This is a genomic window from Streptomyces flavofungini, assembly GCF_030388665.1.
Lineage (GTDB): Bacteria > Actinomycetota > Actinomycetes > Streptomycetales > Streptomycetaceae > Streptomyces > Streptomyces flavofungini_A.
On record NZ_CP128846.1, the window covers coordinates 3,963,442 to 3,978,148 of the forward strand.

The 14,707-nt window shown below is 70.3% G+C and carries 15 protein-coding genes and 2 pseudogenes; 4 read left to right on the forward strand and 13 right to left on the reverse strand.

Features of this window, described 5'->3' with window-relative positions; genetic code table 11:
* Positions 1 to 96: 96 nt before the first annotated feature.
* Positions 97 to 1,260 carry an aminofutalosine synthase MqnE gene (gene mqnE / locus QUY26_RS16270; protein WP_289947258.1) on the reverse strand — a complete coding sequence of 388 codons (1,164 nt, stop codon included), beginning with the start codon at positions 1,258 to 1,260 and terminating at the stop codon, positions 97 to 99.
* A 105-nt stretch (positions 1,261 to 1,365) separates the two neighbouring features.
* On the reverse strand, positions 1,366 to 1,821 hold the full coding sequence (locus QUY26_RS16275) for an Lrp/AsnC family transcriptional regulator (protein ID WP_030685400.1): 456 nt from the start codon (positions 1,819 to 1,821) through the stop codon (positions 1,366 to 1,368).
* A gap of 140 nt (positions 1,822 to 1,961) precedes the next feature.
* Between QUY26_RS16275 and QUY26_RS16280 the strand changes: the two genes are divergently transcribed.
* Positions 1,962 to 2,093, forward strand: coding sequence for a hypothetical protein (locus QUY26_RS16280; RefSeq protein ID WP_289956423.1), 132 nt, complete (start codon positions 1,962 to 1,964; stop codon positions 2,091 to 2,093).
* Here QUY26_RS16280 and QUY26_RS16285 read toward each other — a convergent pair.
* Genes QUY26_RS16285 through QUY26_RS16295 form a run of 3 tightly spaced genes read right to left on the reverse strand, consistent with a single transcriptional unit; the run spans position 2,090 to position 5,195 of the window.
* Positions 2,090 to 2,818 carry a UbiX family flavin prenyltransferase gene (locus QUY26_RS16285; protein WP_289947262.1) on the reverse strand — a complete coding sequence of 243 codons (729 nt, stop codon included), beginning with the start codon at positions 2,816 to 2,818 and terminating at the stop codon, positions 2,090 to 2,092. The two genes, QUY26_RS16280 and QUY26_RS16285, sit on opposite strands and share 4 nt — an antisense overlap.
* Before the next feature lie 26 nt (positions 2,819 to 2,844).
* Positions 2,845 to 3,747 carry a menaquinone biosynthesis prenyltransferase MqnP gene (gene mqnP / locus QUY26_RS16290; protein ID WP_289947263.1) on the reverse strand — a complete coding sequence of 301 codons (903 nt, stop codon included), beginning with the start codon at positions 3,745 to 3,747 and terminating at the stop codon, positions 2,845 to 2,847.
* Entirely contained in the window at positions 3,744 to 5,195 is a 1,452-nt protein-coding gene (locus QUY26_RS16295; RefSeq protein ID WP_289947265.1) for a menaquinone biosynthesis decarboxylase, read from the reverse strand. Before QUY26_RS16295 ends, mqnP begins: the two co-directional genes overlap by 4 nt.
* Before the next feature lie 88 nt (positions 5,196 to 5,283).
* Here QUY26_RS16295 and QUY26_RS16300 point away from each other — a divergent pair, with 88 nt between their 5' ends.
* On the forward strand, positions 5,284 to 5,586 hold the full coding sequence (locus QUY26_RS16300; protein ID WP_289947267.1) for a PLDc N-terminal domain-containing protein: 303 nt from the start codon (positions 5,284 to 5,286) through the stop codon (positions 5,584 to 5,586).
* A gap of 338 nt (positions 5,587 to 5,924) precedes the next feature.
* Complete coding sequence (locus QUY26_RS16305) at positions 5,925 to 6,857, forward strand: isopenicillin N synthase family dioxygenase (RefSeq protein WP_289947269.1); 933 nt, start codon at positions 5,925 to 5,927, stop codon at positions 6,855 to 6,857.
* Between the two features lie 46 nt (positions 6,858 to 6,903).
* Here the strand turns inward: QUY26_RS16305 and QUY26_RS16310 are convergent.
* Positions 6,904 to 7,014: pseudogene (locus QUY26_RS16310) on the reverse strand (transcriptional regulator); the annotation flags it as partial.
* On the opposite strand from QUY26_RS16310, the pseudogene QUY26_RS16315 reads away from it, so the two are divergent.
* Positions 7,000 to 7,578 (forward strand): annotated as a pseudogene (locus tag QUY26_RS16315) (zinc-binding dehydrogenase); the annotation flags it as partial. The pseudogenes QUY26_RS16310 and QUY26_RS16315 overlap by 15 nt on opposite strands.
* A gap of 80 nt (positions 7,579 to 7,658) precedes the next feature.
* Here QUY26_RS16315 and QUY26_RS16320 read toward each other — a convergent pair.
* From QUY26_RS16320 to QUY26_RS16350, 7 genes are all read right to left on the reverse strand, one after another.
* Complete coding sequence (locus tag QUY26_RS16320; protein WP_289947272.1) at positions 7,659 to 8,186, reverse strand: SRPBCC domain-containing protein; 528 nt, start codon at positions 8,184 to 8,186, stop codon at positions 7,659 to 7,661.
* A 52-nt stretch (positions 8,187 to 8,238) separates the two neighbouring features.
* The gene (locus QUY26_RS16325) at positions 8,239 to 9,198 is read right to left on the reverse strand and encodes a CU044_5270 family protein (RefSeq protein WP_289947275.1); all 960 of its coding nucleotides are present in this window, start codon (positions 9,196 to 9,198) and stop codon (positions 8,239 to 8,241) included.
* Entirely contained in the window at positions 9,195 to 9,830 is a 636-nt protein-coding gene (locus tag QUY26_RS16330; RefSeq protein WP_289947279.1) for an RNA polymerase sigma factor, read from the reverse strand. Before QUY26_RS16330 ends, QUY26_RS16325 begins: the two co-directional genes overlap by 4 nt.
* A gap of 77 nt (positions 9,831 to 9,907) precedes the next feature.
* Positions 9,908 to 11,044 (reverse strand): c-type cytochrome biogenesis protein CcsB, encoded by a 1,137-nt coding sequence (ccsB, locus tag QUY26_RS16335; protein WP_289947281.1) that lies wholly within the window; start codon positions 11,042 to 11,044, stop codon positions 9,908 to 9,910.
* Positions 11,041 to 12,972: a cytochrome c biogenesis protein ResB gene (locus QUY26_RS16340; RefSeq protein WP_289947282.1), complete on the reverse strand. Its 1,932-nt coding sequence runs from the start codon at positions 12,970 to 12,972 to the stop codon at positions 11,041 to 11,043. The genes ccsB and QUY26_RS16340 overlap by 4 nt, the downstream gene beginning before the upstream one ends.
* Before the next feature lie 3 nt (positions 12,973 to 12,975).
* The gene (locus QUY26_RS16345; protein ID WP_289955756.1) at positions 12,976 to 13,698 is read right to left on the reverse strand and encodes a cytochrome c biogenesis CcdA family protein; all 723 of its coding nucleotides are present in this window, start codon (positions 13,696 to 13,698) and stop codon (positions 12,976 to 12,978) included.
* Between the two features lie 68 nt (positions 13,699 to 13,766).
* Positions 13,767 to 14,399 carry a TlpA family protein disulfide reductase gene (locus QUY26_RS16350; protein ID WP_289947284.1) on the reverse strand — a complete coding sequence of 211 codons (633 nt, stop codon included), beginning with the start codon at positions 14,397 to 14,399 and terminating at the stop codon, positions 13,767 to 13,769.
* Positions 14,400 to 14,707 lie beyond the last annotated feature (308 nt).

The window sequence follows — 14,707 nt, forward strand, 5'->3', positions numbered from 1 at the left end:
GCCCTGCCCGGGCCGGAGGGGGGTGCGCCCACCGTCCCACCGCTGCCGCGGCTGTCCCACCGCCACCGCGGCCGGACGGTCGCGACCCCGGCCCGGTCAGAGGCGCATCGGCTGGGGGGACTCGCGCAGCGCCGGGTCGGGACCGGCGTACTCGCGGATCGTCTCGTAGCGGGTGTTGCGCTCGACCGGCCGGAACCCCGCCTCGCGGATGAGGTCGAGCAGGTCGTCGCGGGTCAGCTTGTTCGGCGTGCCGAAGTTGTCCGCGTCGTGCGTGATCTTGTACTCGACGACGGACCCGTCCATGTCGTCCGCGCCGTGCTGGAGGGCGAGCTGGGCGGTCGCGACGCCGTGCATGACCCAGAAGACCTTGACGTGCGGCACGTTGTCGAAGAGCAGCCGGGAGACGGCGAAGGTCTTGAGGGCCTCGGCCCCGGAGGCCATCTTCGTCCGGGCCTGCAGCTTGTTGCGGACCTTGCCGTCCTTCATGTCGACGAAGTCGTGCTGGTAGCGCAGCGGGATGAAGACCTGGAAGCCGCCGGTCTCGTCCTGCAGCTCGCGCAGCCGAAGGACGTGGTCGACGCGGTGGCGGGGCTCCTCGATGTGCCCGTACAGCATGGTGGAGGGGGTCTTGAGCCCCTTCTCGTGGGCGAGCCGGTGGATCCGGGACCAGTCCTCCCAGTGGGTGCGGTGGTCCACGATGTGCTGCCGGACCTCCCAGTCGAAGATCTCGGCGCCACCGCCGGTCAGCGACTCCAGGCCGGCGTCGATGAGCTCGTCGAGGATCTCCGAGGCGCTGAGCCCGGAGATGGTCTCGAAGTGGTGGATCTCGGTGGCCGTGAAGGCCTTGAGGGAGACGTCCGGCAGCGCGGCCTTCAGCTCGCGCAGGGAGCGCGGGTAGTAGCGCCACGGCAGGTTCGGGTGCAGCCCGTTGACGATGTGCAGCTCGGTGAGGTTCTCGCCCTCCATCGCCTTGGCGAGCCGGACGGCCTCCTCGATGCGCATCGTGTACGCGTCCTTCTCGCCCGGCTTGCGCTGGAAGGAGCAGTAGGCGCAGGAGGCGGTGCACACGTTCGTCATGTTGAGGTGACGGTTGACGTTGAAGTGCACGACGTCGCCGTTCTTGCGGGTGCGCACCTCGTGGGCGAGACCGCCGAGCCAGGCCAGGTCGTCGGACTCGTACAGGGCGATCCCGTCCTCACGGGACAGCCGCTCGCCGGAGCGGACCTTGTCCTCAAGATCGCGCTTGAGCCCTGCGTCCATTGCCGTACCTCTTGTTTTCTCCGACGACCTGCGACAGACCCGACCAACCGTACTCGCCCCGCCCGGCGGGCCTCAGCTGCCCCCACCGCGGCGCGCGGTCACCCCCTAGACCTCCTCGGGCAGCTCCCCGACCCGGTTCTCCCACTTCGTGGAGAGCACGATCGTGGTCCGCGTCCGCGAGACGCCCTTGGTGCCGCTGAGGCGGCGGATGGTCTTCTCCAGGCCGTCCACGTCGGAGGCCCGCACCTTGAGCATGTACGAGTCGTCGCCCGCGATGAACCAGCAGTCCTCGATCTCGTGCAGGTCCCGCAGGCGCCGCGCCACGTCCTCGTGGTCGGCGGCGTCGGACAGCGAGATGCCGATCAGCGCGGTGACGCCGAGGCCGAGGGACGCGGAGTCGACCGTCGCGCGGTAGCCGGTGATGACGCCGGCCGCCTCCAGGCGGTTGATGCGGTCGGTGACGCTGGGGCCGGAGAGGCCGACGAGGCGCCCGAGCTCGGCGTAGGAGGCGCGGCCGTTCTCGCGCAGAGCCTGGATGAGCTGCCTGTCCACGGCGTCCATAGGTCGAAGCCTTTCATTATTTAGCGTTTTTCCGAGTCTACGTGTAGAATCTAAGGCGTAACAGGGTCCAGCCCCTGTGAATCTTTCGGAAACTCAGCCGATCAACGATGATCCTTCGAACTTCAGGAGAGTGTTTCCCCGTGTACACGATCGAGATGGCCTACGCCCGTATGCGCGAGCTGCAGGACCTGGCCAACCGCTCGCGTGCCCACCAGGCCCCGACCGCCGCGCGCAAGGCGAGCAAGAAGCCGCGCGCCGCGAAGAAGCGCTAAGCGCCACCGGAGCCGCCCTCGGCCGGCCGGGAGCCACCCGCTCCCGACGCCCCGCCGAGTTCGCCCTCCCACCGGCGGTACAGCCCGTGCGGCACCCCCGCCGCGTCGAGCACCCGCCCGGCGACGAAGTCCACCAGATCCTGGATGTGCGTCGCCCCCGCGTAGAACGCCGGAGAGGCGGGCAGCACGATCGCGCCCGCCTCGTCCAGGCCCACCAGGTGCTTCAACGTCTGCCCGTTCAGCGGGGTCTCCCGCACGCAGACGACCAGCCGCCGCCGCTCCTTGAGCGTCACGCTCGCCGAGCGCTGCAGCAGGTCCTTCGAGAGCCCGAGCGCCACCCCGGCCACGCACGCCGTGGACGCCGGGACGATCAGCATCCCCTTCGTCGCGTACGACCCCGACGAGGGACCCGCCGCGAGATCACCCGCGGCCCAGTACCGCACGTCGTCCGTGTTCACCCGGAACGTCCCGGGCTTGCCGTCGGCGCCGCGCGCCAGCCACTCGCCGAGGTCGCCTTGCCAGTGCGCGTCCCGGAACGAGATGCCCGTCTCGTCGAGCAGCGTAAGCCGCGAGGCCCGCGACACCACGAGGTCCACGCTCTCCCCCGCGGCGAGCAGCCCCCGCAGGACCGAAGCGGCGTACGGCGTACCGGACGCGCCGGACACCCCCACGATCCAAGGCCTACGCTGCGTATCTCCTGCATTCACACTGTGAAGCCTATCCATGGGCGCCCGCGCCCGCCCACGGCCCGTCAGACAGTCAGGCCGCGGACGAGCAGGTCGAGCAGGGCGCAGGCGAAGAGTGCGATCCCGATGAAGCCGTTGACCTGGAAGAAGGCGCGGTTGAGGCGGGAGAGGTCGTGCGGCCGCACGATGCTGTGTTCGTAGAGGAAGGCACCCGCGACGACGACGAGGCCGAGCCAGAAGAACGCGCCCGCGCCGGTCTCCACGCCGTACCAGACGAACAGCGCCGTGGTGACGAAGTGGCAGCCGCGCGCGCCCCGGATGGCGGCGGGGATGCCGAAGCGCGCGGGCACGGACATGACGCCGACCTCGCGGTCGGTGTCCACGTCCTGGCAGGCGTAGATCAGGTCGAAGCCGCCGATCCACACCCCCACCGCGAGCCCCAGGATGACGGCCGTCCACGACCACTCGCCGGTGATCGCGAGCCAGGCGCCGATCGGGCCCATGGCCTGCGCGATGCCGAGGATGGCCTGCGGGAAGTTCGTGAACCGCTTGCCGTACGGGTAGACGACCATCGGGATCACGGCGATCGGCGCGAGCGCCAGGCACAGCGGGTTCAGGAGCGCGGCGGAGCCCAGGAACACCACGACCGCGATCAGCGCGCCGGTCCAGGCCGACTTCACGGTGACGGCGCCGGTGACCAGTTCGCGGTGCGCGGTGCGCGGATTGCGGGCGTCGATCTCCCGGTCGATGATCCGGTTCGCGGCCATGGCGAACGTCCGCAGGCCGACCATGCAGATCGTCACGAGCAGCAGCCGGCCCCAGTGGATGTTCTTGTCCCACTGGAACATCGCGGTCAGGGCGGCGATGTAGGCGAAGGGCAGCGCGAAGACCGAGTGTTCGATCATGACGAGGCGCAGGAACGCCCTCGTACGGCCCGGCTGCGGCAGCGCGGCGGAAGCGGAACTCACAGGCCGTACTCCCTCCAGCGGCGGTCGACTTTCGCCGCCGTCTCGGGATCGGACTCGACCATGTCGGGCCAGCCTCCGTCCCGCGTGTAGCCCTCCTCGGGCCACTTCTTCGTCGCGTCGATGCCCGCCTTGCCGCCCCAGAACTGCTGGTACGAGGCGTGGTCGAGGTGGTCGACGGGGCCTTCGACGACGCTCAGGTCACGGGCGTAGTCCGTGTTGCCCAGCGCCCGCCACGCCACCTCGTGCAGATCGTGCACGTCGCAGTCGGAGTCCACGACCACGATCAGCTTGGTCAAGGACATCATGTGCGCGCCCCAGATCGCGTGCATGACCTTCTGGGCGTGCTTCGGGTACTTCTTGTCGATCGCGACGATCGCGCAGTTGTGGAAACCGCCCGCCTCGGGCAGGTGGTAGTCCACGATGTCCGGCACGATGATCTTGAGGAGGGGGAGGAAGAACCGCTCCGTCGCCCGGCCGAGGGGGCCGTCCTCCGTCGGCGGACGGCCGACGACGATCGACTGGAGCAGCGGCCGCTTGCGCATCGTCACGCAGTCGATGGTCAGCGCCGGGAACGGCTCCTGCGGCGTGTAGAAGCCGGTGTGGTCGCCGAAAGGACCCTCCGGCAGCATCTCGCCCGGCTCCAGCCAGCCCTCGATGACGACCTCCGCCTGCGCGGGCACCTGCAACGGCACCGTCTTGCAGTCGACCATCTCGACGCGCTTGCCCTGGAGGAAGCCCGCGAACAGGTACTCGTCGATGTCGCCGGGCAGCGGGGCGGTGGACGCGTACGTCACGGCGGGCGGGCACCCGAAGGCGATCGCGACCGGCAGCCGCTCCCCCCGCCGGGCCGCCACCTGGTAGTGGTTCCGGCTGTCCTTGTGGATCTGCCAGTGCATGCCGATGGTGCGCTTGTCGTGGCGCTGGAGGCGGTAGAGCCCGAGGTTGCGGACGCCGCTCTCGGGGTCCTTGGTGTGGGTGAGGCCCAGGTTGAAGAAGGACCCGCCGTCCTTCGGCCAGGTGAAGAGGGCCGGGAGCCGGTCCAGGTCCACGTCGTCGCCGGTGAGGACGACCTCGTGCACCGGCGCGTCCTTCACCTTCTTCGGCGGTACGTGCGCCATCGCGCCGAGCTTGCCGAAGGCCTCGCGGACGCCCACGAAGCCGTGCGGCAGCTCCGGCTTGAGCAGACCGCCGATCTTCTCGCTGATCTCGCCGTACGACTTCAGGCCGAGGGCCTTGAGCAGTCGGCGGTCCGTGCCGAACACGTTCATCGCAAGGGGCATCGCACTGCCCTTGACGTTCTCGAACAGCAGCGCCGGGCCGCCCGCCTTCTGCACCCGGTCGACGATCTCGCCGACCTCCAGATACGGGTCGACCTCGGCCTTGATGCGCTTGAGATCGCCCTCGCGCTCCAGGGCCCGGAGCAGAGAGCGGAGATCGTCATAAGCCATGCGGTCAAGTATCGGTCACCGGCTACCCTGGCCAGGTCACCGGGTGCGCCCGGCGCCCGCACTCCACTTCCCGGGGGATCTTCGACACATGCTCAGGTATCTGCCGTTCCTGCTGGTCCTGGCCGTGTGGATCTACGCCTTCATCGACGTCCTGAACACACCCGAGAAGGAAGTCCGACACCTCCCGAAGGTGGTGTGGGTCATCATCGTGCTCCTCTTCGGGGAGGTGCTGCTCGGGCCGATCGCGTGGTTCGTCACCGGCAAGAAGCGGGCTGCGGCCGGGCGGGGGGACGTTCGGGGTGGGCGGCGCGGGGGCTGGGTCGCCCCCGACGACAACCCCGACTTCCTCAAGGGCCTGGAGAAGGACCGCGACCCCCGCGACGAAGCCTGACCGGCGTTCCCCATGGGGGCTCCGCCCCCGCTCCCCCCCTTTCGCCGCTCCGCGCCTCGTCCTCAATCGCCGGACGGGCTCTCCCCCACCCGCCCGCCCGAACTTGCACCAACAGACCAAAGCCCGGCCCCGCAGCACCTCTCCGGCCCGCCCCAGCGCCTTCAGGCCGACCTCAGCTGCATCTCAGCCCGTCCGGCGTTTGAGGACGAGCGCGCAGCGCGATCGGCGGCGGACCGTCCCACCCCGCACGGGACACCCACCCCCTGGGGTCCAGGGGCAGAGCCCCGGTTTCGGAGAAGGGGCGGGACTGGGGCGTCCCACGCGGGCAGCATGAGGGCATGACGATCCCCACGATCGACCTGCGGCCCTGGCTCTCCGACGACCCGGACACGCGTGCGCGGATGGCCGCCGAGGTCAGGGAGACGATCGACGAAGCGCTCCGCACGGCGGGCTTCCTGCTGGTGAAGGGCCACGGCGTGGACCCGGGCCTACGGTCCGCCATCCGCCAGGAGGCCCGCGCCTTCTTCCACCTCCCACCCCCCACCAAAGAGCGCTACGCCGTGAAGGTGGGCAGCCGCGGCTGGCTCGGCCCCGGCGCGGAGGCCAACAGCTACGCGGAGGGCGCCGCCTCCCCGCCCGACCTGAAGGAGTCCCTCTCCTTCGCCGCGGACACCCCCACCGGCGACCCGAAGGTCGACGCGGAGTGGTTCGCCCCCAACACCTGGCCCCGGGAGACCCCCGGCCTGCGCGCCGACGTGGAGACGTACCTCGCCCGCATGCGGGCCCTCTCCGACGCGATCCTGGAACTCCTCGCCGTCGTCCTCGGCGAACCGGAGGACTTCTTCACCCGGCACACGAACAACCCCACCTGGGGCTTCAACATCAACTGGTACCCCGGCAGGGACGTACTCGGCGATCCGGAGCCGGGCCAGTTCCGCATCGGCCCGCACACGGACTTCGGCACGGTCACGGTCCTCGACCGGCAGGCGGGCCGCGGCGGCCTGCAGGTGTTCACGGACGCCGAGGGCTGGCAGGACGCGCCGCACGACCCGGAGGCGTTCACCATCAACGTCGGTGACCTGATGGCGCGTTGGACGTCGGGCCGCTGGCGCTCGGGCCGCCACCGCGTGCTCCCACCTCCGGCGGACGCCCCGGCGGAGGAGCTGATGTCGCTGGTGTACTTCTACGAGTGCGACCCGGGCACGGACGTGCGCGGCACGGACTCGCACGTGTATCTGCGGGCGCAGTTGGACGCGATCACGGTGGACTAGCGGGGACGGGCCGAGCGTCCCCCTCGGCCCGGCAGTCCACCACCGGTCAGTCCCCGCGCAGCACCAGTTCGAGCAACCCCGGAAAACGCGCGTCGAACTCCTCCCGCCCCAGCCGGTTGACCCGCCGCGCCCCCTCGTCCCGCTGCTCGAGGTCGGCCGGGTACGCGCGGGCGAGACGGTCCTGGTGCAGGGCGCGGCCGGCGGGGTCGGCACCGTGGCCGGGCAGTTGGGGAAGGCGGCGGGGGCCAGGGTGTTCGGGGTGGTGTCGAGTGCGGCGAAGGCCGCGTACGCGCGCGAGTACGGCTACGACGAGGTGTTCGTCGGCGACGGCTTCGCCGAGGCGGCCCGCGCGGCCACCGGCGGCCGGGGCGTGGACCTCGTCCTCGACCCGGTCGGCGGCGACACGTTCCGCGCGGGCCTGGCGGCGCTCGCGGTCTTCGGCCGCCTCGTCTCCTTCGGCAACGCGAGCTCCGCCGAGCCGTAGCGGCTGGGGCAGACCGAGCTGTACCCGGGGGCGCGGTCGGTGTCCGGGTTCTCGATCCTGACGCTGGCCCAGACGGCGCCCGAGGTGCTGCGGGAGCTCGCCGGGCGCGCCTTCCGCACGGTCGCCGACGGCACCGTGAAGCTGCCGGTCACCGCCGAGTTCCCGCTGGCTGAGGCCGCGCGGGCGCACGAGCTGATGGGCGGCCGCACGACGACGGGCAAGCTGCTGCTGCGCGTCGACGAGGCGGTCGGGGCCGACCGGGTCCACGGCGGTCAGGTCCACGGCGACCAGCAGCAGCCGACGACGACCGGCGGCAACTAGTCGTAGCTGCGCCGCAGTTCCCGGAACCGCTCCGGACTCCACGTCGACCAGTCCACCGGCCGCCCGGCCAGCGCCCGCGCCAAGTACTCGAAGTGCTGGTGCCACCCGGCCAGGCTGTCCCGCCGCAGCGAGTCGTCGCCGACCACCTCGTTGGTGAACCGCAGCGTCGTCCGCCCGGTGCCCGCGGGCTCCAGGTGGAAGCGGCACCGCCCGTGCAGGTCGACCGTGTACTCGGCGACGACGTCCGGGTCCCACGCGGTGATGTGCCCCGCGTGCGTGACCGACGCCGGGTCGGCGGCGTTCAGCCAGCGCAGGGTCACCGCCCCGCCGAGCCTCGGCTCGAACACGTCGGCGGCGGCGAGCCACCCCGGCAGTCCCTCCGGGGTGGCCACCGCCGCCCACACCTCCTCGGCCGGGTGGGGCAGGGTCAGCGTCCAGTGCAGCGTGTGCGTGTCCCCCCGTGTCCGGCTCGTCCCGTGTGCGATGGCTTCGCCGCTTCCGGCAGCTTCGTTGCTTTCGGTCATGGGCCCAGACTCACGCACACGCCCGCCGGGGTCACGTACCCGGCGGCTCCCGCTACGGGCGTTCGCCCGCCTTGTCGACGATCTTGCGCTCCAGGACGGCGGTGTCGGCCAACAGGTCGCCCTTCTTGCCGAACGGCTTGTCCTCCGTCAGGACGCTGCGCTCGCCCAGGTACGCCTTGGTCTTCTTGTCGAAGATCAGCTCCGTGCGCTCCCCGTCGTCCTCGTGGGCGATGGCGACCCCGTGCCGCCCCGCCGCGTCCACCGCGTCGTCGACCAGCTCCACGCCGGGGATCTTCGCCGCAGCAAGGTAGAGGGCGGCGGCCTGCTCCGGCGGCATCAGGGCCTCGCGGGTGATGTCGCCGACAGTCACGAAGGGCTTGCCGTTGTTCTCCTCGTCGGCCACCTTGTTCAGCCAGTCGAGCATGTTGACCGGGTCGGTCGGCAGCTTCTCCAGGTTGCGGTAGTTGCTGTCGGACGAGGCCAGGGGCAGCTCCGGCTCAAGGCGCACGTTCTTGTGGCCGTTCACGGGCTCGTGCAGAAGCCCCGTGTGCTTGCCGTCGACGGACATCCAGTGCTCGCGCTGGTGCAGGGGGGCGAGCCCCTCGTCGGAGCTGTAGGCGACCTTGCTCTTGATGTAGACGAACTGGTCGTCCCGGACGTTCTTCGGGGCGGGCGAGCGCCGCGCGGCGTCCGCGATGTCCTCCAGCATCTTCACGGTCTCCTTCGACGGCGGCCCGGCCTGGGCCGGACCGCCGCCGAACGGCGAGGCGACGAGGACGCCCGCCGCGACGGCGGCGGCCACCGCGCCCGCGACGAGCGCGGGCCGCAGCCACGCCCTGCGCCGCCGGGGGGCGGGCTCGGGGGCCCCGGAGGTCTCGGTCTCGGTCTCGGTCTCGGTCTGCCGGATCTCGGTCATCAGATGCTCCTTGAGCAGAAGGTGACGGCCCGGCGGGAGATCCCGCTCGCTCGGAGACGGGAAGGTCGGGAAGTCGGGTTCGGCTTCGGACTTCATCGGTTTCCCTCCTGGATGGGCCTGACCGCGTTCGCGCGGTCACCTCTCACCTGTCCGCGCCCCTCGGGCGGTTCCACCGCTTTCGCGAGTTTTGTACGAGCCCGCGAGAGCCGCGAACGCACCGTCCCCACCGGGATGCCGAGCGCCGCGGCCGCGGCCTCGTACCCGAGCCCCGACCACACGCACAGCGCGAGGACCTCGCGCTCGGCCCGGCGCAGCTTCGCGAGGGCCGTGCGTACGAGGGCGAGTTGCTCCTCGTCGTCGATGCGCCCCGCGACCTCGTCGGCGAAGTCGGCGACGGACCCGTCGCGCGGGAGCCGGGCCATCGCGGCCGTGTGGCGGCGGGCGGCGCGGCGCTGGTTGCGGGTCACGTTCGTGGCGATGCCGAGCAGCCACGGACGCAGTGAGCCGCCGTCGACGTCCACTTTCTCCCGCAGCCGCCACGCCTCCAGGAACGTCAGCGACACGATGTCCTCGGCCGCCGACCAGTCACCCGTCAGGCGATAGGCATGGTTGTAGACGGAGCGGGCGTAGGTGTCGAAGAGCTCACCGAAGGCGTCGGGGTCCGAGCCCCGGATCCGTACGCGCGCCTGACGCCGTTGTGCCGCGAGTTCCCCCTGATTCGTCTCCACGCCCCTTGCCTGTCCATACGGCAGGGGCCGGTTCCCGTGGCCCACGCCACAGAAACCGGCCCCTGTCGGCCGCCGGATCAGACCCCGGCGTACGAGTGCTTGCCGCTCACGAAGATGTTGACGCCGTAGTAGTTGAACAGCCAGCAGCCGAAGGCGATCAGGGCCAGGTAGGCGGCCTTGCGGCCCTTCCAGCCCGCCGTGGCGCGGGCGTGCAGGTAGCAGGCGTACGCGACCCACGTGATGAACGACCAGACCTCCTTGGGGTCCCAGCCCCAGTAGCGGCCCCAGGCGTCGCCCGCCCAGATGGCGCCCGCGATGATCGTGAACGTCCACAGCGGGAAGATCGCCGCGTTCATGCGGTACGTGAACTTGTCGAGCGAGGCCGCCGCGGGCAGCCGCTCCATCACGGAGGTGGCGAAGCGGCCGGGCTTCCCGCCGGCCTGCAGCTTGGCCTCGTAGCTGTCCTTGAAAAGGTACGCGCCGGTGGAGACCGCGCCGACGTAGAACGCGGCGCCGCAGAAGATCGCCGTGGACACGTGGATCCACAGCCAGTACGAGTGCAGCGCCGGGACCAGCTGGTCGGACTCGGTGTACAGGACGGTGACCGCGAGGCCGAGGTCGAGGAGGACCGAGGTGATCAGCGGCAGGCCGATCCAGCGGACGTTCTTCTTCAGCGCGAGCAGCGTCAGGAAGACACCGACGGCCACCGAGGAGAAGGTGATGTTGAACTCGTACATGTTGCCCCACGGGGCACGCTGCACCGACAGGGCGCGGGTGAGGACACCGCCCACCTCGATGAGGAAGCCGAGGGCGATGAACGAGACCGCGATCCGGCCGTAGAGGTCGCCCTGCGCGTCACCGGCGGCGGCACCGGGGCCGTCCGGCACGTCGCGGCTGCCCGCGGCGGCACGGGTGACGACCTTCGGGGCCTCCTTGGCGGCGGCCTTCGGGCGCTCCAGGGTGGCGGTGCCGCCCTTGGCCCGGACGGTCACAGCAGGAGCCGACGCCTTGGCGGCGGACGCGTCGGCCTGTTCCGACTGCGCGGTGAGCGCGGCGGCCGTACGGGCGACCTTGCTGCGGCTGCCGAACAGCCACTCCGCCATGAGCGCGAAGAAGGCCAGCAGATAGACGGCCATCGCGGAGTAGATCAGCACGTTGCTGATGTGCGCGAGGTTCTCGTTCGGCTCGGCGGCGAGGGTGGTGGCGAGAGTCACTTCTCAGCCCCTTCGGCAGGAACAACATCGGGGGTGGGGTCGGGGTCGGACGGAGTGTCGGCCTCGGGGTCGGTCTTGGCTTCGGCCTGGGCTTCGGCGGGCTCGATGGCCGCGTCGGCGTCGGTGTCGGCTTCAGTGGCGGACTCGGCGGACTCGGGGGCCGCGTCGGCGTCAGCGGTGGTCTCGGCGGGCGCGTCCGCGTCAGCGGTCGGCTCGGGGTCCGCGTCGGGCGCGCTCGGCGCCTGTTCGTGCAGCTGCGCGGCCAGCGCGCCCAGCTCCTCGGGCACCTTGGCGGACTCGCTGCGGCCGAGGCCCGCCATCTCCACGACGGTGACGCCGTCGGCGCCCGTCGTGGCCCGCACCCACACGCGGCGGCGCTGGATGAACAGGGATCCGGCGAGGCCCGCGATCGCGGCGATCGCGCCGCCGAGCGCCCAGCCGCTGCCCGGCTCCTGGGAGATCTGGAAGGTCGCCCACTGCTTGAGCTCCTTCTCGAAGGTGATCGACCCGGCGCCGTCCGGCAGCTTCAAGGTCTCGCCGATCTTGAGCCGCTTCTTCAGCAGCTGGCCCTTCGCGTCCTTGAACTTCGTCATCTTCCGCGTGTCCAGCTGGTACACGTTCTGCGGAACACCGGAGTCCACACCGAGGCTGCCGTGGTACGCCGACAGCGCGAGCCGGGGATCGAAGGGCGCGGGGAACTGGGAGAACATCTGGCCCTTGCCCTCACCGGCGAAGGTCGGCACGAAGAAGGCGTTGAAGCCGAGCTGTTCCTTCTTGCCGTCCTTGTTGCGGTAGCCGTCGAGGATCTTGATGGCGCCGGTGGCCGTGCCCATCGAGTCGATGGGGAGCAGCGGCACGGAGATCCGCTGGACGACCTTGCCCTTGCCGTCGCGGACGGTGACGGTGGGCGCGTAGCCGTGGCCGATGAGGTAGACCTTCGAGCCGTCGACCTCAAGGGGCTTGTTGACCTCGATGGCCTTCTTCTTCTCCGGCCCGTGGGCGCCCTCGCTGTAGGTGACGTGCGCCTTGTAGGTGCGGGCCGTGCCGAGCTCGGGGCCCGACGTCTCGTACGAGCCCTCGAAGCGGTCCAGCTTGAAGCTGAACGGCGCGAGGTCGTCGGTGTCGAAGAGGCTGCCCGACTTGAAGTCGTCGTACTGCGTGAGGGTGTTGGAGAAGCCGTCGCCCTCCATGATCAGCTTGCCGCCCTCGGACTTGAAGAGCTGACCGGCGGCGAAAGCGAGCAGGAGCACGATGAGCGCGATGTGGAAGGACAGGTTCCCGGCCTCGCGGAGGTAGCCCTTCTCGGCGGCGACGGAGCCGCCGACCTGGTGCGAGCGGAAGCGCCGCTGCTTCAGGATCCGCTGCGCCGCCTCGTGCACCTCGTCGGGCGTGGCCTCGGTGCGCCACGTCGTGTACGCGGGCAGCCGGGTGAGCCGCTTGGGCGCGGCCGGCGGGCGGCCGCGGAGCTGGCCGACGAACTGCCAGGTGCGCGGCACGATGCAGCCGATCAGCGAGACGAACAGCAGGATGTAGATCGCGGAGAACCACACCGAGCTGTAGACGTGGAACAGGCCGAGCTTCTCGTAGAGCGGCCCGAGCGTGGTGTGGGTGTCCTTGAAGTCCTGGACCTTCAGCTCGTCCGTGCCCTGCTGCGGGATCAGCGAGCCGGGGATCGCGCCGAGGGACAGCAGCAGGAGCAGAAGCAGCGCGACCCGCATCGAGGTCAGCTGCCGCCAGAACCAGCGGATCCAGCCGATGACGCCGAGCGCGGGCATGCCGGGACCGGGGGCGGAGCCCGCGGTGTCGTCGAGAGGGGCGGTGGAGAGCTGGGCGCTCGCGGCGCCGAGTTCGTCCGGGGCGCCGGTGGTGTCACGGTCGCCCTGGGCGCCGGTGGTCTCGCGGTCGGCGCTGGTCGTCGTCTTGCTCATGGATCAGATCCCCACCGAGTAACCGTTGCTCCAGACCTGCATCTGCTGAAGCACGCTGTCCCAGACGCCGGTCAGCATCAGCAGCCCGGTCACGATCATCATGCCGCCGCCGACGCGCATCACCCATACGTAGTGCCGCTTGACCCAGCCGAAGGCGCCGAGCGCCTTGCGGAAGGCGACCGCCGCGATGATGAACGGCAGCCCGAGTCCCAGACAGTACGCCACGTTCAGCAGGGCCCCGCGTCCGGCGCTCGCCTGGTCCATCGCGAGGATGTTCACCGACGCGAGCGTCGGCCCGACGCACGGCGCCCAGCCGACGGCGAAGAGCGCGCCGAGCAGCGGCGCGCCCGCGAGCCCGACGGCGGGCTTCTTGTGGAAGCGGAACTCGCGCTGCGAGAGCCAGGGCATGAGCCCCATGAAGAAGAACCCGAGCACGAGCATCAGGACGCCGAGGACTCGCGTTATGACGCTCTGGTAGTCCTGGAGGTTCTGGCCGAAGTACCCGAAGAGCGCGCCGCCGGAGACGAACACGGCGGTGAAGCCGAGCACGAAGAGCCCGGCGCCCGCGGCCATCCGCCCGCGCCTGGCGTCGGCGAGGTCGGTGCCGCTGACGCCGGTGACGTACGACAGATATCCGGGCACGAGCGGCAGGACGCACGGCGAGAAGAACGACACAAGCCCGCCGAGGACGGCGATCGGCAGGGCGAGCAGCAGCGCCCCGCTCATGACGGTGTCGTTCTGGCCGGTCACGGCGAGCGTGGTGGTGGCGAGGGGGACGGAGGCGGACAAGGCGCTCACTTCTCCGCGAGCAGCGGGTCGATCATCTTGCGAAGTTTCGCTTCGCTAAGTGCCTGCTGCGACCGTGCCGCGAGCTTGCCGTTCTTGTCCAGGACAACCGTGGCCGGGATGAGCACCGGGTTCAGCGTGCCCTTGGGGAAGCGCAGCATCAGCTTGCCCATCGGGTCGTGCAGGCTCGGGTAAGGGACGTTGTAGTCCTTCTCAAAGGCAATCGCTGGCCCCTTCTGGGGATCCCGGGCGTTGATGCCGATGAACTGGATGTCCTTCCCCTTGGTGTCATTTGCCACCTTCACGAAGTTCGGCGTCTCCACGCGGCATGGAGCGCACCAAGAACCCCAGACGTTCAAGACGACGACCTTGCCCTTGTAGTCGTCGACATCGAGCTTCTCGCCTTCGAGGGTGTTGCCATCGATCTTCGGCGCATCATGCCGGTCACCCCGTTTAACTGTGGAGATGCCCTCCTTGCCGGTGACGAAGTTCGTCTGACCGGAACCACCGGAGGTGCCCCCCGAGCCGCACGCGGACAGGGCCAACGCGGCCACGGCGGCGCCCGCCGCCAAGAGTGGCGCGCGGCGACGGCTGCGGAGGCTGCGGTTCGGGCTGCGGGGGGCGCAGAAGGCGGCACTCATGTGAAAAGTTTCGCATGCCCGTTCCGGGGATCTTCGACGCCCCCCGCATTGACTTGCTCTCCACTCTGATGAGTGGGATTCAGGCCGTCCCTGCCGGTTGCTATGCCGCTACGCGGCACGAGCACCGGCAGGGATTCCCCGACTTCCTGCTTCTTCGCGCTGCGCCGGAACGAGTTCTGGTCCTGCCGACACACCACAGACCGTTACTACCAGTCCGGGGGGTCGTCATGAACGTTACGAGCGACAGTCACGTCCCGGTCGCGGCCAGTGCCGCAGGCAGACACGTCCCCTCCCGCACGAGAAGCTTG

What these genes read in the sequence shown, in the direction of transcription:
- QUY26_RS16345 (WP_289955756.1), bottom strand. Translation starts at nt 13,698, where the DNA reads ATGAGCGGGGCGCTGCTGCTCGCCCTGCCGATCGCCGTCCTCGGCGGG.
- QUY26_RS16325 (WP_289947275.1), bottom strand. Translation starts at nt 9,198, where the DNA reads ATGAAGTCCGAAGCCGAACCCGACTTCCCGACCTTCCCGTCTCCGAGC.
- QUY26_RS16340 (WP_289947282.1), bottom strand. Translation starts at nt 12,972, where the DNA reads ATGAGCAAGACGACGACCAGCGCCGACCGCGAGACCACCGGCGCCCAG.
- QUY26_RS16350 (WP_289947284.1), bottom strand. Translation starts at nt 14,399, where the DNA reads ATGAGTGCCGCCTTCTGCGCCCCCCGCAGCCCGAACCGCAGCCTCCGC.
- QUY26_RS16275 (WP_030685400.1), bottom strand. Translation starts at nt 1,821, where the DNA reads ATGGACGCCGTGGACAGGCAGCTCATCCAGGCTCTGCGCGAGAACGGC.
- mqnE (WP_289947258.1), bottom strand. Translation starts at nt 1,260, where the DNA reads ATGGACGCAGGGCTCAAGCGCGATCTTGAGGACAAGGTCCGCTCCGGC.
- QUY26_RS16285 (WP_289947262.1), bottom strand. Translation starts at nt 2,818, where the DNA reads ATGGATAGGCTTCACAGTGTGAATGCAGGAGATACGCAGCGTAGGCCT.
- QUY26_RS16320 (WP_289947272.1), bottom strand. Translation starts at nt 8,186, where the DNA reads ATGACCGAAAGCAACGAAGCTGCCGGAAGCGGCGAAGCCATCGCACAC.
- QUY26_RS16305 (WP_289947269.1), top strand. Translation starts at nt 5,925, where the DNA reads ATGACGATCCCCACGATCGACCTGCGGCCCTGGCTCTCCGACGACCCG.
- QUY26_RS16300 (WP_289947267.1), top strand. Translation starts at nt 5,284, where the DNA reads ATGCTCAGGTATCTGCCGTTCCTGCTGGTCCTGGCCGTGTGGATCTAC.
- QUY26_RS16295 (WP_289947265.1), bottom strand. Translation starts at nt 5,195, where the DNA reads ATGGCTTATGACGATCTCCGCTCTCTGCTCCGGGCCCTGGAGCGCGAG.